This window comes from Deltaproteobacteria bacterium, from assembly GCA_016709225.1.
GTDB lineage: Bacteria > Myxococcota_A > Polyangia > Nannocystales > Nannocystaceae > Xiheibacterium > Xiheibacterium phototrophicum.
In genome coordinates this window covers 1,841,410-1,860,830 of sequence record JADJEE010000002.1, presented here as the reverse complement: position 1 = coordinate 1,860,830, position 19,421 = coordinate 1,841,410, and the positions used below count along the sequence as shown (strand labels likewise).

The 19,421-nt window shown below is 71.0% G+C and carries 20 protein-coding genes; 12 read left to right on the top strand and 8 right to left on the bottom strand.

The annotated features are described in order from the left end of the window. Nucleotides 1-23 precede the first annotated feature (23 nt). The 3 genes from IPH07_21890 (at nt 24) to IPH07_21880 (ending at nt 4,990) form a co-directional block, all read left to right on the top strand. Complete coding sequence (locus IPH07_21890; GenBank protein MBK6920066.1) at nt 24-2,204, top strand: extracellular solute-binding protein; 2,181 nt, start codon at nt 24-26, stop codon at nt 2,202-2,204. Between the two features lie 11 nt (nt 2,205-2,215). Further along, the gene (locus IPH07_21885) at nt 2,216-3,094 is read left to right on the top strand and encodes an ABC transporter permease subunit (protein MBK6920065.1); all 879 of its coding nucleotides are present in this window, start codon (nt 2,216-2,218) and stop codon (nt 3,092-3,094) included. A 135-nt stretch (nt 3,095-3,229) separates the two neighbouring features. Beyond that, entirely contained in the window at nt 3,230-4,990 is a 1,761-nt protein-coding gene (locus IPH07_21880; protein MBK6920064.1) for an RHS repeat protein, read from the top strand. A gap of 8 nt (nt 4,991-4,998) precedes the next feature. Here the strand turns inward: IPH07_21880 and IPH07_21875 are convergent, their stop codons facing one another. Beyond that, nucleotides 4,999-5,856 (bottom strand): NAD(P)-dependent oxidoreductase, encoded by an 858-nt coding sequence (locus IPH07_21875; GenBank protein MBK6920063.1) that lies wholly within the window; start codon nt 5,854-5,856, stop codon nt 4,999-5,001. Between the two features lie 147 nt (nt 5,857-6,003). Here IPH07_21875 and IPH07_21870 point away from each other — a divergent pair, with 147 nt between their 5' ends. From IPH07_21870 to IPH07_21860, 3 genes are all read left to right on the top strand, one after another. Then, nucleotides 6,004-7,476 carry a hypothetical protein gene (locus tag IPH07_21870; protein ID MBK6920062.1) on the top strand — a complete coding sequence of 491 codons (1,473 nt, stop codon included), beginning with the start codon at nt 6,004-6,006 and terminating at the stop codon, nt 7,474-7,476. Between the two features lie 64 nt (nt 7,477-7,540). Beyond that, the gene (locus IPH07_21865) at nt 7,541-8,332 is read left to right on the top strand and encodes a hypothetical protein (protein MBK6920061.1); all 792 of its coding nucleotides are present in this window, start codon (nt 7,541-7,543) and stop codon (nt 8,330-8,332) included. A 327-nt stretch (nt 8,333-8,659) separates the two neighbouring features. Beyond that, nucleotides 8,660-9,664 carry a hypothetical protein gene (locus tag IPH07_21860; GenBank protein MBK6920060.1) on the top strand — a complete coding sequence of 335 codons (1,005 nt, stop codon included), beginning with the start codon at nt 8,660-8,662 and terminating at the stop codon, nt 9,662-9,664. A 27-nt stretch (nt 9,665-9,691) separates the two neighbouring features. Here IPH07_21860 and IPH07_21855 read toward each other — a convergent pair whose 3' ends face one another. The 7 genes from IPH07_21855 to IPH07_21825 all read right to left on the bottom strand — a co-directional run bounded on the left by IPH07_21855 (nt 9,692) and on the right by IPH07_21825 (nt 14,561). After that, entirely contained in the window at nt 9,692-10,294 is a 603-nt protein-coding gene (locus tag IPH07_21855; GenBank protein MBK6920059.1) for an STAS domain-containing protein, read from the bottom strand. After that, the gene (locus IPH07_21850) at nt 10,291-10,707 is read right to left on the bottom strand and encodes a hypothetical protein (GenBank protein ID MBK6920058.1); all 417 of its coding nucleotides are present in this window, start codon (nt 10,705-10,707) and stop codon (nt 10,291-10,293) included. The genes IPH07_21855 and IPH07_21850 overlap by 4 nt, the downstream gene beginning before the upstream one ends. Next, the gene (locus IPH07_21845) at nt 10,688-11,104 is read right to left on the bottom strand and encodes an STAS domain-containing protein (protein ID MBK6920057.1); all 417 of its coding nucleotides are present in this window, start codon (nt 11,102-11,104) and stop codon (nt 10,688-10,690) included. The genes IPH07_21850 and IPH07_21845 overlap by 20 nt, the downstream gene beginning before the upstream one ends. Beyond that, nucleotides 11,101-11,670 carry a SpoIIE family protein phosphatase gene (locus IPH07_21840; protein ID MBK6920056.1) on the bottom strand — a complete coding sequence of 190 codons (570 nt, stop codon included), beginning with the start codon at nt 11,668-11,670 and terminating at the stop codon, nt 11,101-11,103. The genes IPH07_21845 and IPH07_21840 overlap by 4 nt, the downstream gene beginning before the upstream one ends. Further along, nucleotides 11,667-12,290 carry an ATP-binding protein gene (locus tag IPH07_21835; protein ID MBK6920055.1) on the bottom strand — a complete coding sequence of 208 codons (624 nt, stop codon included), beginning with the start codon at nt 12,288-12,290 and terminating at the stop codon, nt 11,667-11,669. Before IPH07_21835 ends, IPH07_21840 begins: the two co-directional genes overlap by 4 nt. Continuing rightward, on the bottom strand, nt 12,287-12,709 hold the full coding sequence (locus tag IPH07_21830) for an ATP-binding protein (protein ID MBK6920054.1): 423 nt from the start codon (nt 12,707-12,709) through the stop codon (nt 12,287-12,289). The genes IPH07_21835 and IPH07_21830 overlap by 4 nt, the downstream gene beginning before the upstream one ends. A 304-nt stretch (nt 12,710-13,013) precedes the next feature. Next, complete coding sequence (locus IPH07_21825; GenBank protein ID MBK6920053.1) at nt 13,014-14,561, bottom strand: hypothetical protein; 1,548 nt, start codon at nt 14,559-14,561, stop codon at nt 13,014-13,016. 150 nt (nt 14,562-14,711) lie between these two features. Here IPH07_21825 and IPH07_21820 point away from each other — a divergent pair, with 150 nt between their 5' ends. From IPH07_21820 to IPH07_21795, 6 genes are all read left to right on the top strand, one after another. Next, nucleotides 14,712-15,581, top strand: coding sequence for a DUF3105 domain-containing protein (locus tag IPH07_21820; protein ID MBK6920052.1), 870 nt, complete (start codon nt 14,712-14,714; stop codon nt 15,579-15,581). Between the two features lie 76 nt (nt 15,582-15,657). Beyond that, nucleotides 15,658-16,143, top strand: coding sequence for a hypothetical protein (locus tag IPH07_21815; protein ID MBK6920051.1), 486 nt, complete (start codon nt 15,658-15,660; stop codon nt 16,141-16,143). A 56-nt stretch (nt 16,144-16,199) separates the two neighbouring features. Continuing rightward, a complete protein-coding gene (locus tag IPH07_21810; GenBank protein MBK6920050.1) occupies nt 16,200-17,255 on the top strand; it encodes a hypothetical protein in 1,056 nt (351 codons plus the stop codon). Between the two features lie 32 nt (nt 17,256-17,287). Further along, entirely contained in the window at nt 17,288-17,854 is a 567-nt protein-coding gene (locus IPH07_21805) for a sigma-70 family RNA polymerase sigma factor (protein MBK6920049.1), read from the top strand. Then, nucleotides 17,851-18,612, top strand: a complete 762-nt coding sequence (locus tag IPH07_21800; GenBank protein MBK6920048.1) for a hypothetical protein — start codon at nt 17,851-17,853, stop codon at nt 18,610-18,612. The genes IPH07_21805 and IPH07_21800 overlap by 4 nt, the downstream gene beginning before the upstream one ends. Nucleotides 18,613-18,631: 19 nt before the next feature. Continuing rightward, nucleotides 18,632-19,348 carry a hypothetical protein gene (locus IPH07_21795; protein ID MBK6920047.1) on the top strand — a complete coding sequence of 239 codons (717 nt, stop codon included), beginning with the start codon at nt 18,632-18,634 and terminating at the stop codon, nt 19,346-19,348. Nucleotides 19,349-19,421 lie beyond the last annotated feature (73 nt).

Here is a 19,421-nt window from a genome sequence, read left to right as displayed (position 1 = left end):
CGCGAGGCCGGCGTGGCGTCGGCGTGCTGCTGGGCGTCTGGATCGCGCTGCTGGTGCTGCTCGCCCCGCGGCTGGGTCTGGCGGCCGAGCGCATTCGTCTGTGGCACTCGTGGCGCGGCGAAGAAGAGGCCGTCGCGCAGGCGCTGGTCGAGCGCTTCGCCGCTGCGCACCCCGAGCTGCAGGTCGAGCTGTTGGCGGTGCCGTACGATGCGTTCTCCGCCAAGCTCGGCAGTGCGATCCCGTTCGGCGAGGGGCCCGACGTCTACATCGACTCGCACGAGCGGCTCGGTGAGTACCGACGCCGGCAGCTCGTCGCGCCGGTGGGCGACGCGTGGGACGAGACCGCGTACGTCGACGTCGCGCGCGCGGCCGTGAGCCTCGATGGCGAGCCACATGCGCTGCCGCTGTCGCTCAAGTCGCTCGCGCTGTACGTCGACGACGCGCTGGTTGCCCGCGACCCGGAGCACTTCGAGGACATCGTCGCGCTGGCCCCGAGCCTGCCGCCGGGCGTGGTCGCGCTGGCCTACGAGGCGCAGAACGCCTACGCCCACGCGGCGCTGCTGCACGCCTTCGGTGGGCGCCTGCTCGACGAGCGCGAGCAGTACGCGTTCTTCGGCGAGCCCGCCCAGGACTCGCTGCTGTTCGTGCGCGAGCTGCTCGATCGCGGTGTGGTGCCGCGCGATGCCGATGGCGCGCTGGTGACCAACCTGTTCCGCGCCGGCAAGGCCGCGTTCGCGATGAGTGGGCCGTGGCTCGCCGCCGAGCTGACCGCCGAGGGCGCACGGCGCTACCACGTGATCCCGCTGCCTTCGCTGGCGCGCACCGGGGCCCCGCTGCAGCCGCTGCTCACCGTCGAGGCGGTGATGCTGTCGCCGCAGGGCGCCACCAAGCCGGGCGCCCGTGCACTGGCCGCGATGCTCGCGAGCAGCGACGCCGCGCGGGCGCGGATGGATCGCGCGCGCGCGGTGTCGGCCCGGCGCGACATCGTCGCCGATGACGCCATCGTCCGGGCGTTTGCCGAGCAGGCCGCGAAGGCGATCCCGATGTCGAGCTCGCCGCAGATGCGCGCCGCGTGGGAACCCGCGAACAAGGCCATCCGCAAGGTCCTGCGCGGCGACGCCGAGCCGGTCGCGGCGCTGGCCGAGGCCCAGCGCCGCTTCGAGCTGATCATGCGTCCGCCGCCGCCGCGTTCGTCGACGTGGCTGCCGGTCGCCCTGCTCGGCGGCTTTGCGCTGTGGGGCGCGTGGTGGCTGGTCGTGCGCGTGCGCCGACCCGAGAGTCGCCAGGCGGTGCGCCGCTCGCTGCCCGCGTGGGCGTGGGTGGCCCACGCCGTGATCGCAGTCGGCGTGCTGGTGGTGCTGCCGTTGGTGGTGGGCGCCGCGACCTCGCTCTTCGGTGGCCCGCCGGGCGACGTGCACTACGTCGGCGCCTACAACTTCGTCGAGATCGTCACCGCGCGCGGCGGCCCGCTGCTGGCGAGTGGCTCGTTCTGGCTGACACTGCTGGTCACGCTGGCGTGGACGGCGATCAACGTGCTGCTGCACGTCGGCATCGGCGTGGCGCTGGGGCTGATGCTCGCGCGCCCGGTGCTGCGCATGCGCGCGCTCTACCGTGTGCTGCTGATCATCCCTTGGGCGGTGCCGAACTACGTCACCGCGCTGGCGTGGAAGGGCATGTTCCACCGGCAGTTCGGCGCGGTCACGGGGCTGCTGCAGGCGATCTCGGCGTGGACCGACACGCCGATCGAGCCCATCTCGTGGTTCTCGCGCTTCTCCACCGCGTTCGCGGCCAACGTCATCACGAATGCCTGGCTCGGCTTCCCGTTCATGATGGTGGTCACGGTCGCCGCGCTCGGGGCCGTGCCCAAGGACGTGCTCGAGGCCGCCGAGGTGGACGGCGCCAGTCGCTGGCAGCGCTTCCGCCACGTCACGCTGCCGATGATCGGCCCCTCGCTGGTGCCGGCGGTCACGCTGGGTGCGATCTGGACCTTCAACATGTTCAACGTGGTGTTCCTGGTCTCGGGCGGCGAGCCCGACGGCACCACCGACATCCTGGTGTCGGAGGCCTACCGCTGGGCCTTCACCCGCGACGCGCAGTATGGCTATGCCGCGGCCTATGCGGTGTTGATCTTCGTGTTGTTGTTCGGGCTCACGCGCGGCCTCGATCGCCTGCGTGCGCGCACGGTCGCGAGGATGGGCGGCTGATGGCGACGCGCATGACCGCGACCGCGCGTCGCCGACTGCTCGAGTCGTTCGCCGTGCACGCGATGCTGCTGGTCGGCGTCGCGTTCGCGCTCTATCCGGTGGCATGGGTCGCTGCGCTGGCGTTCTCGGGCACGCCGGCGCCCGAGCCCGCGGTGGTGCCGTGGCCCGACCAGCCGACCCTGCGTCACCTCGAGGAGGTCGTCGGCGCGACCGCCAAGGTCGCCGGCGAGTCCGGCGACCACGAGGTGTGGCTGTTCGGGCGCCAGCTCGCCAACTCGCTGGTGGTCTCGCTCGCGACCGCGATCGTCGGCGTGCTCATCGCGATTCCCACCGCCTATGCGCTCGCGCGCTTCGAGTTCGTCGGCAAGCGGCGCGGCCTCGCGGTGCTGCTCGCGACGCAGATGTTCCCTGCGGTCGCGAGCGCGATCCCTCTGTACCTCATCCTCGACGCGCTCGCTCTGCTCAACACCCGCACCGGGCTGGTGCTGTGCTACGCGAGCACGGCGGTGCCGTTCGCGATCTTCCAGCTGCGCGCGGCGTTCGAGGCCATCCCCGTCGATCTCGAGGAGGCCGCGATGGTCGACGGCGCCACGCGCCTGGGCGCGTTCGTGCGGGTGGTGCTGCCGGTCGCGCGGCCGGCCATCGCGGTCACGGCGTTGTTCGCCTTCATGAGCGCCTACAACGAGTTCATCCTCGCCGCGACCCTGCTCGATGACGCCAGCATGTTCACGCTGCCGGTGATGCTGCAGCGCTTCGTCGGCGAGTACGACGCCAAGTGGGAGGCCTTCGCCGCCGGCGCCTTGGTGGTCTCGCTACCGGTGATGGCGCTGTTCTACGTCGCGCAGCGCCATCTGGTCGCCGGGCTCGCGTCCGGCGGCGTGAAGGGCTGACGCGGGACCTCGTCCGTGCTCGCCCCGTGGGCTGTCCCATGGGACGCAGGCGGTCCGCCACTCGGCGCGCGTGTCGTTCGGTTGCGGGTTCACGCGGTGTCGCGCGCGGCATGTCGGTTGCACAGGTCGTGCGGCATGAAGCTTCGCCCAACGAATGTCGCGCGCACCGGCGTGCTCGCTGCCTTGGCCATCACCACCGTGCTCGCACTGCCCGGCCGCGCGGACGCAGCCCCGGTCGACGACGACTACGAGCACGAGTACGAGGTCGCACACGCGATCGCCGATGCGTTCGAGGCCGGCCACGCCAAGGCCCTGCGATTCGCCACCACGACCCAGCTCGAGGCGATCCAGTACGCGTCGAAGTCGGAGCTCGAGGCTGCCCTGCGTGCCTACGTCGACGTCGCGCACGAGCGCGGCGTCCATGGTCTCGAGGGCACGCTGGTGTCGACCGCCGCCGCCCTCGGTGGGGTCGACTTCGCCGGCTTCGTTGCGGCGCGCGAGATGCTCTCGGAGCTCGCCGACACGGTCGAGGTCGAGGAGCATCCGCGACCCAACGCGCTGTTGCCGATGGTCCGCGCGGGCAGCCCGCTGGTGCACTACGTGCCGGCGGCGCTGGCCGGCACCGTGTTGGCGACCCAGGCCGCAACCGGCGTGCTCGATCTCGAGTCGGCGATGCAGGACGCGTGGTGCAGCCCCGGCGCGCTCGAGGCATTCGAGGCGCGTTGGGGCTCGGAGCTCGGCGCGATGATGCAGGCGCTGTGCGACCAGGGCGAAGGGGGCCAAGGCGGTGGTGGCGGTGGTGGCATGGGTGGTGACCTCGGCCTCGGCTACGGCGGCGAGGTCTCGCTGCTCGACTGCCTCATGTCGCATCAGGAGACCCGTGCCGAGCGCGTCACGGGCCTGATGATGGCGTGCGCCGAGTCGATGCTCGAGGGCGGCGGTGGCAACCCGCTGGCCGACAGCTATCCCTACGGCGGTGGCTCGACGTTCGACTGGGTGTTCCCGCTGCCGGAGACCCCGTACAGCACGACGACGACCAAGCTCGACAAGAACGGCGACGCGCACGTCGTCAGCGAGTCGTTCTACACCTCGCCGCCGGACGACGGCGGGCAGCTGGTCTACGAGGTGCGCTACAACGACGATGGATCGACGACCACGAGCTACGCCAACGGTGCTGGCGTCACCGCAATGGAGGTCACGCGCAACGCCGACGGCGAGATCACGCATACCAGCTACAACGACCCCTCGGGCGCACCCCTGCGCGAAGAGACCCGCAACTCGGACGGCACCAGCCATACCACGGACCATGGGCCCGATGGCTCGCGGCTCGAGACCGACTACGACGCCGACGGCAACATCGTGTCGCAGCAGGAGTACGACGCCGATGGCGAGCCGGTGCCGCCGCCGGCGCCCGGTGAGTCGGGCAGCGAGCTCGGCAGCGAGTTCGCCACCACCGCGGAGTGCCGGGCGCTCACGCTCGAGCTGCTCGAGATGAGCGATGCGCTCGCGTTGATCGAGGCCGGCGCCATCGATCCTCGCACCGTCAACCCCAACCCCGAGGGCGAGGTCCAGCCGTCGTCGGATCTCGACTGTCTGTCGTTGTCTGGGGGCGCGCTGGTCGACGCGTCGTTCGAGTGTCGTGAGAGCCTGATGCTCTGCAACGGTGGGTTCATGCTGGACGCCGGCTGCAACTGCCGCTCGGCGCCGACCGGGGCGAAGCCCTCGCGACAGTGCGGGATCTACATGCGCTGTGCCGACGGCGGCAGCTCCGAGTATCGCGATGGGGCCTGCCGCTGTGGGGACGGCGTCGATCCGATCGTCGATGGTGGCACTGCACCCGAGCCGCGACCCGCACCCGTCGATCGCCGCGGTGGTCGACCGCTGGACCCGATGTAGCCCGCGGGCTACATCGGCGCGTCGTCGAGGAACGCCTGCGCGAGCACGGTCCAGTCGTGCTCGCCGTGGCCCTCGGCGATGAGCGCATCCATCCGAGCCGCGACCGGCGGCAGCATCGTGAGCGGCACGTCGGCGGCGTCGCACTCCGCCTGCACCAGCCGCGCGTCCTTGCGCGCCATCGCGAGCGTCCACGACGGCCGATCCCACGGCTTCTCGAGCATGCGCGCGAGCCGGGCCGGCAGCGATGCGCCGGGGTTGAAGTGCTGCAGCAGGGTCGTCAGCGCCGCCGGCGGCAGCGACATCGATTGCGCGAGCGCCAGCATGTCGGTGAAGCCCGCGGTGATCGCCATCAGCAGCAGGTTGCCCAGCAGCTTGAAGGCCGCGGCTGCGTCGACGCGCTCGCCGAGGTCGACCAGCTTGCCGGTCATCGGTGTGAGCAGCGGGGTTGCCTCGGCGACGCGATCGCGATCGCCCGAGACCAACATCAGTCCGGTGGCGGCCTCGGCGTTGCCGGGCCCCATGAAGACCGGCGCGTGCAGGTAGTGGACCCCGCGCGCGCGCATGGCCGCGGTGCGGGCGAGCGCACCGGCGGTGGAGGTCGTGGTGTGATCGTAGATCCGCGTGCCAGCGGCCGGCGTCGCGGCGGCCAGCACGGCCTCGACCGCAGCGTCGTCGGACAGCACCACGTGGATCCGCGTCACGCCCTCGACCGCCGCCGCCGCGTCGACGAACGCGATCGCGCCCGCGGCCTCGAGGGCGTGCGCGCGCTCGGGGGTTCGATTCCACACCCGCACGACCTCGCCGCGCCGCAGCATCGCGCGCACGAAGCCGGTTCCCAGGAGGCCGCAGCCGAGCACGGTGATCATTGCCGGCGAACCTAGCAGACCGCGATGAGACTCCGCGACGGGATAACACCGCCTCGGCCCCGATGCCGACGGGCGCAGCCGCGAGCGTCTTGCGAGCGTCTTGCGAGCGTCTTGCGAGCGGATGATTTGTCGGCCAGCATCGTGGTCATGCGTGGCTTTGTTCCGCTTGCAGTCCTGGGTTCGCTGTCGACCGCGTGCTTCTCCCCCGATCCCCTGGTCACCAGCGGGACCACGGACACCGACGCCGGCACCTTCGGCTCGACGTCGAACGCCGACGTCACCGCGTCGGATAGCCTGAGCACGCAGTCGGCCACCGTCGACAGCGCGAGCAACACCAGCCCCACGTCGGTCACCACCACCGGCGAGACCGATCCCACGGTCGACCCCGATTCGAGCACCGGCGCGGCGGAGCTCGGGCCCCGCATCATCATGAGCGTGCCGATGGACGGCGACGCGAACGCGCCGCTGTCGGGCTACTTCCTGCTCTACTTCGATCGCGTGGTGAGCACCAACGACGCGGTCGGGCACATCCTCGTGAGCCAGAACGGCAGCGCGCCGCAGCCCATCTCACCGATGCCGTGTCCGCCCGATGCCGATCCCACCTGCATCGCGGGCGTGTTCCCGGCCGCCTTCCTGATGCCGGACACCAACCAACTGCCGGGTGGCACCACGCACACGATCACGGTCGAGGCCGACTTCCCCGATCCCGACGGCATGGTCAACACCCTCGATCAGGTCGTGGAGTTCACGACCTTCGACTACGACCCCGACTTCTTCGACGACTCCGACGCGGTGGTGCAGGAGTTCGGTGGCATCGCCTACGACGAGGGCTCGCAGTCGCTCTTCATCACCGGCGTGCCATCCAACTTCGGCGATCCATGCGTGGTGCGACGCATCCCGATCCCCGGCGGTGTCGCCGGCGCGGCCTCGACGGCGGCCTCGCCCACGAGCTCGTACCTGTGCTACGGCATCGATGCGATCGAGGGTGCGCTGTTCGTGTCGGGCAGCTACAGCAGCAACGTGTTCCGCTACACGAACCTCGCGAACATGGACCTGCAGCCGAGCCAGACCATCATCGCGAGCCCCACGCTCACGCCGCCGCTCGACAATCTCGACGAGGTCTGGAGCGTGGCCCGCGGCGGCGGGGCGACCTTCTTCTCCCACGGCGAGTTCTTCGGCGGCACCGAGGACACCTCGATCCTCGCGCTGTCGGACGCCAACGCGTGGAGCGAGTTCGAGAGCGGCGAGAACCTGTGGGACAACGCATCGGGCGTCGTCATCGAGGGCGCGGCCTTCGACGGCATCGATCACCTGATGGTCGGGGCCAATGACACCGTCTACAAGTTCCGCATCGCCGACGGCAACATCATCAGCCAGTTCGATCTCAACCTCGGCTACGACGCCGACCTCCACGTCGACTCGCAGGGCCGCCTGTGGGTCGGCACCGGCAGCGGCCTGCACGTCTACGACGCCGCCGACGACAGCTACACCGAGCTGGCCTCGCGTCCCGGGCTCGACACCACCCGCTTCGCCATCCGCGAGGACGGCGACACCGTGCACGTCTACTACGCCCGCTTCCGCGACGTGGGGCTGATCGGGCACCTGTCGATCGACTTCTGATTGCCGATTGGCAGGCGCGCGGCGGTCGGCGATCATCGCCACCATGCGTGGGTTCGCGTCGCCGATGACTCTCGTCCCCGTCTCGCCCCCGATGATGCGGCCGGGCACGCAGGCCGCACGCCTGCGCTTCGCGATCGTCGCGTCGGTTGCGATCGGCTGTGGGCCCACGGTCGGAGGTGGCGACGGTGGTGACAGCAGCGGCGCCGTCGCGGACTCCGGCGGCACCGACGGGACCCAGGGTCCGGGCAGCGCGGACACGGTCACCGGGGCGATGACGGCCACCGCGGCCAGCGTGACCTCGAACGTCACCGTCGCCGATTCCTCGGGCGCCGATACCACGTTGAAGTACGACCTCGGGGCCTTCGACGTCGACCCGGATCCACCGGGCCCCGTCGACCTCGGCGAGCCACCCGACATCTGCGAGCTGCCCGTGGTGGACAACGCCGACATCGTCGGCACCGGCGATTTCGCGGCGCTGTCGCTGCACGCCGCCGCGTTCGGGCGCGCGGGTGGCGGCAAGTGTCCCTTCGGCCTCGACGTCAGCGTCGCCACCGACGTCGCCGCGCTCGCGGCCTGGTCCGAGTCGAACACCATGCCGGTGGACTCGCTGCTCATCAACCTGGAGGTGCCCAGCGACGAGCTCGCGCCGGGCACCTGGGACGCCGACTTCGTCGTGATGCCCGGGGGCTACTTCTTCGACGTCGCCACCGTCGAGGTCTCGGCGGTGACGATGCTGGACGTCGCCGAGCCGATGATCGAGGGCGCCTTCATGTTCGATGCGCCCGAGGGATCGATCAGCGGCACCTTCAGCGCCCGCTACTGCGACCTGCTCGAGGGCGGTGGCTGCGGCGCTTGAGCACCGCTGTGGCGGACCGAGCGGTGGCTGTTCGATCGGCCGCGATCATTCGGCCACGCAGATCGTCGAGCGCGTGAGCGCGACCTGCAGCCCACGCGTTCGATTGATCGCGATCATTCGGCCACATCGATCGTCGCGGCCGCTCGGCCAGTGATGATCTTCGTGTGGCGGTCGCCGCGAGCGATCGCCGTGGTTCACCGCGAGACCCATCGTGCCGCACCGTGCAGCGATGAATTCGTGATGCTGTGACGAATCGATTGGATCAACACGCGTGCTCGGTGCAACGTTTCGAACTGGGCCAGTTCGTTTCGCCCACGGTCATCGCCGATGCACCCACACGACAAGCTGTTGCCGCTGTTCGTTCCGTTCGTCTCTCGGATCAACCCGGCCGTCGACGAAGCCGACGCTCGTAGTGTCGAGTGGGCGTTGGTGGCCGGCTTGGTGAACCCCGTCGGGGTCGCCCGCCTGCGCGCCGCTCGCTTCGCGTGGCTGTCCTCGCGGGCATATCCCACCGCGCCGGTCGAGGGCCTGGTGCTGGTCTCGCGCTGGAACCTGTGGTTGTTCGCACACGACGACGCCTGCGACGCCGCAGCGATCGGCCGCGACCCCGAGGCGATGTCACGACTCTATGCGCGGCTCGTGCCGGTGCTGCGCGGCGGGCCGGTCGATGCCGCCGATCCCCCGCTCGCGGTCGCGCTGCACGATCTCGTGGCGGGCATCTTCGCGGTGGCCCGGCCGGCGTGGCAGGCTCGCTTTGCCGCCGCCGTCGAGACCTACTTCGAGGGCTGCTTGTGGGAGGCCCGCAACCGCGCGGCCCGCCGCACGCCCGGGTTGCAGGAGTACATTCACATGCGCCGGGCCGCCGGTGCCGTGCAGACGGCGATCGAGCTCATCGAGGTCTGCGAAGAGCTCGTGCTCGATGACGAGATGCTCGACCACCCCGACGTCTCGGCGCTCGCCGTCATGTGCAACGACGTGGTGTGCTGGACCAACGATCTGGCGTCGCTGCCCAAGGAGATCGCCGAGGGCAATGTCCACAACCTGGTGGTGGTGCTGCAGCACGAGCGCTGTCGGGGCAACTGGGCCCACGCGGTGGCACTGGCCCAGCAGCAGCTCGACGCGCGCGTACGCGAGTTCATCGCGCTGGCCGACAACCTGCCGTGCTTTGGCGCGCCGCGGGACGCCGAGCTCGCTCGTTACGTCGAGAACCTGCGTGCGTGGATGCGCGGCAACCTCGACTGGGCGATGGAGTCGGGTCGCTACCGCATGGCGGGCGCCGGCGAGCTCCCGGCCGATCCGGGGGCGCCGGCTGCGGCGCCGCAGCCAGGTTAGTGCGTCGGCATCGCGGTCGCGGGATTGCTAGCGCGGTGCCGCGGCGCCTTCGTCGATGCAGGCACGCAGGGCTTCCTTCAGCGTTCGCATGGTCCGCACCCCGCCGAGATCGACGCCCATGCCGACGAGCGTGCGCGCGATGTTGGGACCGATGCCGGTCACGAAGCAGCGCGCGCCGAGCAGGCCCGCCGCCCGCGTCAGTCTCACCAGGTGATCGGCCGTCGCGGTGTCGACGACCTCGACGCCGGTGAGGTCGATGATGACGGCGCGGGCGCCGGACTCGACGATGCGCGCCAGCAGGCGCTCGGTCATCTCGACCGCGCGCTGGGTGTCGATGACGCCGACGAGCGGAAGCGTGACCACGCCCTCCCAGACGTCGATGATCGGGGTCGACAGCGCCGAGATCGTCATGCGCTGCTGCTCGATCGCCCGCTGCGCCGCGGCCTTGGCCTCGGCGAGCTCGCCGATGAAGATCTGGAACGCGCCCTCGAGCAGCCCGAACTCGTCCTCGGCCGCCGGCGTCACGTGCGAGTCGGGATCGTCGAAGCGGTCGACGGAGACGCAGGCGAGCGCGCCGAGCAGGCGATCGATGCGAGATGCGTCGATCTGGACGCTGCGCGGGGCCTTCATCGATCACCTCCTGCGGCCTCGGCGAGCTCACGTCGGCGCTGCGCGAGCCACTGGCGCGCGTCCTCCTCGCTGCTCGCGTAGTGGGTGGGGTTGTCGGTGCCGCGGACGAGATTGATCACCTTGAACAGCATCACCGCGACGGTGCGGATCGTGAAGCTGGCGCCCGTGATCACGACCCCCCGAAACGGCATCCACGCGGTCAGCTCGGGCACGATGCGCCGGACATCGGCCGGGATCGTCGTGACGCCGGACAAGTCGGCGAGCAGCAGCATGTGCGGCCAGTCGCTGCACTTGCCGCGCAGGTACTCGATGCCGCGGCCGAACTCCGTCGGCGTGAGGGCACCACGCCAGCGCATGATCACCACATCGGGTGGATCTATCTCGAACTCGTGTTCACCGATTTTCGTGGCCATCGCGATCCTCGTGCGGGGGCAGAAGTCGCCGGTTCGATGCCGGCGCGATGTCGAACGACGACAGGGCGTCTTCGAGGTTGCGTACCGTGGAGATGCGGTCGAATGACACGCCCATGGTCTCGAGGGTGAGCGCGATCTCCGGGCTGATGCCGCTGACGAAACTGTCGGTGCCCATCAGGCGTGCGGCGGTGGCGAGGTTCGCCACCACCGCGCACAGGTGGCTGTCGATCAGTGCCACGCCGGACAGATCGATCACCAGGCCGCGCGGCCCCGTCCGCGCCACGTGGTGCAGGACGCGATCGGTGAGTTCCTCGGCGTGGTGATCGGAGATCTCGCCCTGGAGCGGGACCAGCACCACGTGCCACAGACGGATGATCGAGATCGGAGCGCCGTTCATGGGGTCACATCTGCGACGAGCACCGCCGCGTCGTCGGTTTCGCGGCCCCACTCTTCCAGTAGCGCCGCGCTGGCGGCCTGGGCAGCGAGGGCACGGCGATGATCGGCGCGCAGCCGGCCCGACACGCCGTCGCTGAACACCACCATGCGCACGCCGGGGACCAAGCGCGCGGCGAAGGTTCGAGGGCGCACCGCCGGCCCGCGACCGAGCACGCCAGGGGTCGTGACCACGCCGATCCGCATGCCGATGGTGCGCAGCTCGACATTGCCGACCCCGCAACCCTCGAGTTCGTCGCCGCGAACCAGGCACAGCATCGCCGCGGCGCCCCGGCCCCCACGCAGACCGAGGTCGAGCTCGCGCACAATCGTCGCGATCGGCTCGCGCAGCGAAGTGCCCGACAGCAGCTCCGTCGCACGGTTGGCCGCCGCGGCCGCTGCGGTGCCGTGGCCGAGCGCATCGACGACCCCGAACAACACCGCGTCGGCGTCGTTGTGGATCACCGCCGCGTCGCCGGAGCACGCCTCGCCGGGATACGCGCGCACGGTCGCACCAAACTCGAGCATCACGAGACCAACACCTTCGCGACCACCAGCGTGCCCTCGGTGCCGCTCGAGATCCGCATGTCGTTGACGAGTCGCTTGACCCCGAGGATCCCGAGGCCCAGGCCGGTACGGCTGCGGTAGCGGCCGGCGAGGATCTCGTCGAGATTGGCGATGCCGGGCCCGCGATCCGTGGCCCGCACGGTGATCGAGGTCTCGTCGCTCATCAGATCGATGGCGCCGCCGAGCGAGTAGGCGACGATGTTGCGAGCGAGCTCGCTGACGACCGTGAGCACGCGCTGCTGGGCGAAGCTGTTGATGCCGTGGGCCAGGCAGTGCTCGCGCGCTGCGAGACGTGCCGCCACGATGTCGGGCTCCGCGCGGACCTCGACGCGCGCCGGTGGCGGCACGGTGACGGTTCGCAGCGCGCGGAGCTGGCCGAGGACATACGATGCGGTGGCGTCGCCGAGGAACGTGCGCAGCCCGGGGGTGAGCGGCGCGAGCAGCAGCTGCACGTGATCGAGCCGGAGGGTGTCGGGCGTGAGCTTGCAGCTGACGAGTGCGCGGGCCAGCAGCGACTCGGCATTGATCCGCGACATCGATGCGCACATCACCGCGAGCACACGACGGTGGGCGTTCATCGTCATCGCCGCACCCTCCGCGCGCGAAGTCTCGCCGCCACGAATTCGACCCCGCCACCGCGTCGAGCACGGACGTCGACCTCGTCCATCCAGCGCAGCACCGTGGCCAGGCCGTGCTCGTCGCGTACCGTGGCCGGGCGCGCACGCACCTCGTGCAGGTGGGCCGCGAGTCGCTCGGGCTCACCTCGGCCGCGGTCGTTGGCCCGCAGCACCACACGCTCGTCGTCTGTGCCGACCTCGAGGCGGCCGCCGCCGCCGTGGCGCACCACGTTGCTGGCGAGCTCCGAGGCACAGGTCGCCAGCTCGGCCGCGGTCGTGCCATCGAGACCTTCGCGCGCAGCCCAGCGCCGGACCAACGCGGCGGCCACCGCCGAATCCGCGAGGGTCACCAGTTCGATCACCAGGCATGCGCCGCTCGCCGTCACGAATCGCCGGCGATTGTTCACGGACCCAGCGGCGGCGTGCAACCGAGCGCTCACGACCCGCGCCATCGATCGCGCGGCTATTCGATCGCTGGCGGAGAAGATGGGGTCTCGCGCTCGCTCGACGGGCGAATCGACCGTTCGATCATCGCGGCGAGACGTCGCCGACGCGTGTCACTCCTGGCGCTGCTTCGCGGATCGAGTACCCGAGCGACGCCCACGACTGGCCGAACGATCGTGGACCCGCGCGCACGCGCACCCACGTCGACGCCGCGAGTGTTCCGTCTGGAGCGGCGCTCCCGGCGGTCTATGGGTTGCACGCATACGCGATGACGCCGGGGAAGCAGGTCATCACGTCCATCGGGTGCTTGCTGCCGTCGGCTGCTTCGTACTGGAACGACCGCGCACCGATCTCGAGGCCGATCGGATCGGCGACCACGACCTTGGTGCCGGTCGCACCGATGGCGCTGCAGAACTGCGCCACGAACATGTCGGGCACCTCGTCGTCGCAGTGGGCACCGACCGAGGCGAGCACATCCTGGTAGCACTCGTAGACCTCGTGGAAGCCGGCGGGGATGCCGGTGGCCGTCAGCGGCTTGATCTCGGCGATCTCGATCACGGTCTCGCTGGCGGAGCGGGACACCACGCGCAGCACGTCGATGGCACCGTCGCCGCGGGCCTCGAGCGGGTCGAGGGTGTCGCACGAGGCCTTGCCGCCGAACGGCACCGTCACCTGCGTGTACCAGTCGGGCCCGTTCTCGCTCTTCAAGATCGTCTCGAGCTGATTGCCGGCGCGCGAGCCCACGGTGGCGGCCGAGCCCACGCTGGCCGGACAAGCGGTGGTCTGGCCATTCATCGCCTTCGTGTTCAGGCGCGTCTGGCAGTCGGCGGTGACGCCGTAGTACTCGTTGCCGTTGGCGTCGGTCTGGCACGGCGGTAGTGCGGGCGAGGTCTCGTAGCAGCCCTCGAGCGTGCCGCCGACCGACTCGTCGTCGGAGCTGATCACGACCTCCGAGCAATCGACCAACGTGCCGGAGCCGCCCTTGTTCTGCGACTCCATCGTCTCCGCGTCGTACTCGATGGTGTAGCCGCTGCAGCCTGCACCGGGCTCGCCGACGTGTCCGTTCAAGCCGCCTTCGGTGGGACACGATTGCATCGGACCCAGCACCAGCGGTTCGGGGCACAGGTAGCCGTCGGTGTCGGAGTAGCAGGCGCAGTGGAACTCGGTCTCGTCGCGGCGGGCGTAGCCCGAGCAGCCGCCGCCGTCTTGGCCCATGAAGCCGTTGATGTCGGGACACACGCCGTCGACCGGCTCCACGGGACACACGAGGTCGCCGATCTCGTCGCCGGCTCGACACGCACAACGCGTGATGGCGGGCGGTGGGGCCTCGCAGCTCGCCGGCGCGACGTAGGCGTCGCTGAAGTGCGTCGTGTAGCCCGATGCGACGCCACCGGCGGCGATACCGATGCTCGCGAACGCGTTCGCGTCGCCCTCGACCGACCACAGCAGCGTCCCGGCCTGGGTGTCGTCGAGCTGGATCTCGACCCACACCGGCTGCGCGAATGCGAGGCCCGCCGGCTCGAAGTGCCAGCGCGGCGAGATCGCGTCGTCCGGCGCCTCGAGTATCGACATCGAGAGCATCGTGGTCTCGGTGAGTGCACCGGCCGGCACGTGCAGCGCGAGGTGTTCGTCGGCGAGCACGCCACCGTCAGGGCCGAGCTCGACGGTGACGACCTCCATGGGTGCGGGGGCACCAGAGTCGCCCACGGGCCCGGTGTCGTCACCGTCCCCAGTGATGAGGCAGCCGGGCGCGAACAAGGCGGCGGGGAGCAGCAGGTTGCGGTGAACGAACATCTCGCGACGTTCGAGTCGGCGAGGTCGCCCGATGTGACGGACGGGTGCTGGGACGCTTGCCGATACGCCGAGTCGGTGAACCGGGTGAAACGAAGATCGGGTTCGTATCGCCGCTGGCACGGCGAGCGCGCGTGCTACATTCGACCCGCCATGGTCGATGTTCGTGCGCTGGTCCTTGGTGCGGTGCTCATGCTGGCGGCTTGCTTCGATCCTTCGAGCGCCGGCGGCGACTCGGGCCTCACCGCGGCCGGCACGACGACATCGACCGGCGGCGGCGGCGAGACCTGCATGGGCGCCGCGGGCTGCGACTGCTATCCGAACTCCACCTGCGACACGGATCTCGAGTGCGATCCCAGCGGGCGCTGCGTGCCGCACGAGTGCACCGCCGGCACTGCGGGCTGTCCGTGCATCGAGGGCGCTTGCCTCGATCCGCTGGTGTGCGAGGCGCAGCTGTGCGTGCCCTCGGGCGCCGGCGAGAGCAGCGGTGGCAACGACAGCACCGGCGACGCGAGCTCGAGCGGTGGCGGCAGCGAGGGTGGTCCGTCGACCTGCGATCCGGGCTCCGAGCCGAGCGGCTTCAGCACCGTCGACGTGTGCCCCGACGTGGTCGGCGCGCCGCTGTGCTCGGAGGGCGCGGAGCACGTGGCGCAGGACAGCGTGATCGATTGGCTGCACGATCCGCCGGCCTCGGGCACGCACTACCCGACCTGGGAGACCTGGGGCGAGCACAGCGAGGTCGTGCCGCGCGGCAATTGGGTGCACAACCTCGAGCACGGCGGCATCGTGCTGCTGCACCGCTGCCCCGACGGCTGCCCCGAGCTCGACACCCTCCGCATGGTCATCGCGATGCGACCCGACCTGCGGATCCTCATGACGCTGGATCCGCTCTTGCCCGGCGACGACCGCTTCGCCGCACTGTCGTGGACCTGGTCGCTGCGCTTCGACAGCCCGGATCTGGCGCAGCTGCTGTGCTTCGCCGATCAGCACGAGAACCACGCGCCCGAGGACGTCTTCCCGTAGCGCCGGGGCCGACGATCGCGGCCCGAATCGGAGCCGACATCAACCCGCGCGGGATGCGTCCGATGGTTCGGACGACGTGCAGCCCCACGGGCAAGACGCCTTCGACGCGTCGATCGAGCACCACGACGTGTTCTCGGCGGCGATGTGGGGCAACGCGTGGGTGGGGTACTGGCACGCGCACTCCACCGCCGACGGCTGCGATGGTGCGGCCGAGTCGATCCGCAACTATGCGCACCTCGTCGACGCGCCGATCGATGTCGTCGCGGTGCTCGGCCCCGAGGTCGAGCCGCGCTTCGACGCTGGCGTCCGACAGGCCGCAATCCGGGCCACGCAGACGATCGGCGAGGTCATGGGCCGTGGTGCCGTCGTGATCGCCCGACGCGGTGTGCTCGGCTCGCTGATCGTGAGCCTGAGCACCGGCATGTTGCTGATCGCGCGGGCGAGCAGGGTCCGGGTGTTCCTCGACGCACGCGATGCGGGGGCCTGGATTGCAGGCGGTGGTCGCTGCGAGGCCGCGCGGATCGTCGGCGCGGTCGAGCGGCTCGCGCGGCCAGCTCGCTGACCACCCGTCGCGCGCGAGCATGGCGGCGCGTCGCTGGGGTAGATTCGAGTCCGTCGATGTCCTTGTGGTTCGCGGCCGTGCTCGGGCTGGCGCCCGCAGCTCCGGTGTCCTCGGACGCCGAGGCGGGCGCGATGGTGCTGCAGTGGGACGCACCGGCGACGTGTCCCGACGCGAGCGCAGTCCTGGCCGATGCGGTGGCGTTGCTGCGGGATCCGTCGCCGCAGCGACCGCTGCGCGCGCGTGGTGAGGTGAGCCGCGGCGACGGTGGTTTCGCGGTCGCGCTATCGATCACGACCGACGGCGGCGAGGGCTCGCGACGCATGGAGGCCGCTGGCTGCGACGAGCTCGCGCGCATGGTCGCGCTCGTGCTCGCGCTGGCGATCGATCCCCGTGCCGCGGAGGCCGAGGTCGAGACCGATCCCGCACCGGAACCCGGGCCACCGCCGCAGCCCGAGCCCGTCCCGGTGCCTGCGCTCGAGCCCGCGGCCGAGCCGAGCGCAGCGCCGGAGCCACGCCGCGATCCCACGCCGACGTCGTTCGTCGCCCCGCGGCGGCGACCGCTGCGTGCGCTCGTGATCCAGCTCGGCGCCGGTCCGGGCTTCTTCGCGCTGCCGGCGGCCAGCGCGTTGCTCACGTTCGGCCTCGCGTACGTGCAGCCGTGGGTGCGCGCCGAGTTTGCGCTGCAGTACTGGACGCCGACGACCACGCAGTCGCCCGTGAACGCGTTGGTCGGCGGACGATTCCAGCTGTTCGTTGCGTCGCTGCGCGGCTGTTTCGCGCCGAGCTTCGGCCGTGTCGAGCTGCCGGTCTGCGCAGTCGTCGATGCGGGCGCGCTGTTCGGTCGAGGCACCGGGCCGCTGCAGCCACCCGGCACCGCGGCGGCCCCTTGGGTGGGGTTCGGTGGCGGTCCGGCGGTGATCGTGCGGCTCGGACCCGCGCGGCGTTGGGGGCTGTGGGCGCGGGTCGAGGGTGTGGGCGTGCCGCTGCGGCCCAACTTCGAGACGACGCCGTCCGGGAGGCTGTGGCGCGCCCCCGCGGGGGCATTGCGGGCCGCCGCCGGGGTCGAGCTACGGTTCGGCGTCGGCGCACGAGAAACTCCGGGCCGGCCATGACGGATGCGCCGCCGGGCGGACTACGAGCAGCGATGGGGGCGACCGCGTCCGCGGATCCGCGACACCGAGGCCAGTCCGATGCGAAGCCGACGATCGCCGAGATCTACGAGCGCCACGCCGAGTTCGTGTGGCGCGTCGTGCGTCGTCACGGCATCCCCGACGCCGAGGCCCAGGACGTGATGCACGAGGTCTTCCTGATCGCGCAGCGTCGGCTGCCGCAGTACGACGGCCGCGCGTCGATCACCACGTGGCTGTTCCACATCGCACGCGGGGTCACGAGCAACCTGCGTCGCGGTCGCGCGCGGGAGCAGGCGCGCCTGCGCGTGGTTGCCGAGCAGCCCGCGGCGCCGGCGATCGATGCCGACCCCGAACACGGGGCCTCACGGAGCGAGGCGCTCGCGTTCATGCGCGGGTTCCTGGCCGAGCTCGACGACGGTAAGCGCGACGTGTTCGAGCTGGTCGAGCTCGAGGGCGCAGCGATGCCAGAGGTCGCCGAGAGCCTCGGCATCAATCTCAACACCGCCTACTCGCGCCTGCGACTGGCGCGGCAGGCCTTCTCGCTGGCGGTCGCGCGCTGGCAAGGGCGGGGGACGCCGTGACCGACGACGAGCTCGACGACGCTTCGCGCGCGGTGCTCGAGATCTGCCGTGACGGCGATCGGCTCCCCGATGCGGTGCGGCACGCGGTGTGGCAGCGACTCGAGCACGGCCTCGCGCCGCCGCCGGTGGTCAGGTCGTCGCGGTGGATCTGGATCGGCGTCGCCGCGGCCGCGGCGGCCGTACTCGCGGTCGCGCTGGGGCGCATGTCGGTGTCGCGGGAGCAGCCCGCGGCGCGCGAGCTGGCGCCGCTGCAGCGTGGGCCTGGCATGTCACCGCAGACCGTCGAATCGAACACGCCGCCGGCGCGTGCGCCCGAGCCGGCGACGTTGCCCGAGATCGTTGCCGCGCCCGCCACGGGCGATGCGGACGTGCCGGCAGCGGAGCACGTCGATGCGGATCGCGCTGGTGCGGCCGCGCGATCCGGGCGGGCTGCGGGCGCCGAGCCGCCGGCAGCCCCTCGCGAGCCGGGCGCCAGCGAGCTCGAGCTGGTCCGCGCCGCGACCGCGGCGACGCGGCAGGGCGATGCAGCGCGTGCGCTCGCGCTGCTCGCCGAGGCACAGCGCCGCTTCGGCGACGGTGCGCTGCTGCCCGAGCGGGCCGCCGCGCGCGTGCTGGCGCTGTGCGCCGATGCCCAGCGTTCGCAGGCGCGCCGCGAGGCCGACGCATTCGTCGCGCGCTGGCCCGACTCGCCGCTGGTCGCCCGCGTCCGCCGCGTGTGCACCGACGACGTGACGGACGGACCTACGGGCGGACTATGAGCGTTCGAGGAGTGTGGTGATGACGATGCGTTCGATTGGATTGGTGGCGACGGTGATGATGACGGCCGCGGCGTGCGATCTGCCGCCAAAGAACCTCGGCAACGAGACCGAGGGCAGCGGCTCGGACACCGCGGGTGGCTCGGGCGGCGGCACGGATACTGGGGGTGGTTCGGGCGGCGGCGGCAACGAGTGCCAGCCCGGCGACAGCAAGATGGTCGATTGCAACACCTGCGGCTGCCTCGACGGCTACTGGGCGTGCACCGAGCTCGGCTGCGACGGTGGCGATGGCGGCCCCGCAGAGTGCGAAGACGGCGCGACGCAGGTCGACGAGTGCAACACCTGCGAGTGCTACGAGGGTCACTGGGGCTGCACCAAGATCGACTGCGTCGATCCAGTGCTCGAGGTGTGCGAGGGCCCGAAGGATCCGCTGTTCGTGCAAGGCGCCATGATCGTCGACGATACCCTCGAGGTCGCGGTGAGCTACGGTGGTGGTTGTGAGCCGCACGTGCTCGGTGGCTGTTGGAGCGGCCTCTTCGCAGAGTCGGATCCCGTGCAGATCTGGGCCTTCGTGTCGCACGAATCCAACGACGACCCCTGCGAGGCGGAGCTGAGCGACACCGTCACCCTGGATCTGTCGTCGGTGCGTGCCGCGTACGAGAGCGGCTACCAGACCACCACCGGCGAGATCGTGATCCACCTCGATGGGTGGGCCGACGCGCTGGTCTACAGCTGGTGAGCGAGGGCGTGCGCGGCCCACGGCCCGCCGCCGGCGCGGCCGTGCGCGCGCGGCCGCTCGGCTGCTATCGTGG

Excerpts from the sequence above, each read along its gene's own strand:
- IPH07_21825 (MBK6920053.1), bottom strand. The coding sequence starts at position 14,561 with ATGTTCGTTCACCGCAACCTGCTGCTCCCCGCCGCCTTGTTCGCGCCC.
- IPH07_21870 (MBK6920062.1), top strand. The coding sequence starts at position 6,004 with ATGCGTGGCTTTGTTCCGCTTGCAGTCCTGGGTTCGCTGTCGACCGCG.
- IPH07_21810 (MBK6920050.1), top strand. The coding sequence starts at position 16,200 with ATGTCCTTGTGGTTCGCGGCCGTGCTCGGGCTGGCGCCCGCAGCTCCG.
- IPH07_21835 (MBK6920055.1), bottom strand. The coding sequence starts at position 12,290 with ATGACGATGAACGCCCACCGTCGTGTGCTCGCGGTGATGTGCGCATCG.
- IPH07_21820 (MBK6920052.1), top strand. The coding sequence starts at position 14,712 with ATGGTCGATGTTCGTGCGCTGGTCCTTGGTGCGGTGCTCATGCTGGCG.
- IPH07_21795 (MBK6920047.1), top strand. The coding sequence starts at position 18,632 with ATGACGATGCGTTCGATTGGATTGGTGGCGACGGTGATGATGACGGCC.
- IPH07_21845 (MBK6920057.1), bottom strand. The coding sequence starts at position 11,104 with ATGAACGGCGCTCCGATCTCGATCATCCGTCTGTGGCACGTGGTGCTG.
- IPH07_21880 (MBK6920064.1), top strand. The coding sequence starts at position 3,230 with ATGAAGCTTCGCCCAACGAATGTCGCGCGCACCGGCGTGCTCGCTGCC.
- IPH07_21865 (MBK6920061.1), top strand. The coding sequence starts at position 7,541 with ATGACTCTCGTCCCCGTCTCGCCCCCGATGATGCGGCCGGGCACGCAG.
- IPH07_21885 (MBK6920065.1), top strand. The coding sequence starts at position 2,216 with ATGACCGCGACCGCGCGTCGCCGACTGCTCGAGTCGTTCGCCGTGCAC.
- IPH07_21850 (MBK6920058.1), bottom strand. The coding sequence starts at position 10,707 with ATGGCCACGAAAATCGGTGAACACGAGTTCGAGATAGATCCACCCGAT.
- IPH07_21875 (MBK6920063.1), bottom strand. The coding sequence starts at position 5,856 with ATGATCACCGTGCTCGGCTGCGGCCTCCTGGGAACCGGCTTCGTGCGC.
- IPH07_21855 (MBK6920059.1), bottom strand. The coding sequence starts at position 10,294 with ATGAAGGCCCCGCGCAGCGTCCAGATCGACGCATCTCGCATCGATCGC.
- IPH07_21805 (MBK6920049.1), top strand. The coding sequence starts at position 17,288 with ATGGGGGCGACCGCGTCCGCGGATCCGCGACACCGAGGCCAGTCCGAT.
- IPH07_21860 (MBK6920060.1), top strand. The coding sequence starts at position 8,660 with ATGCACCCACACGACAAGCTGTTGCCGCTGTTCGTTCCGTTCGTCTCT.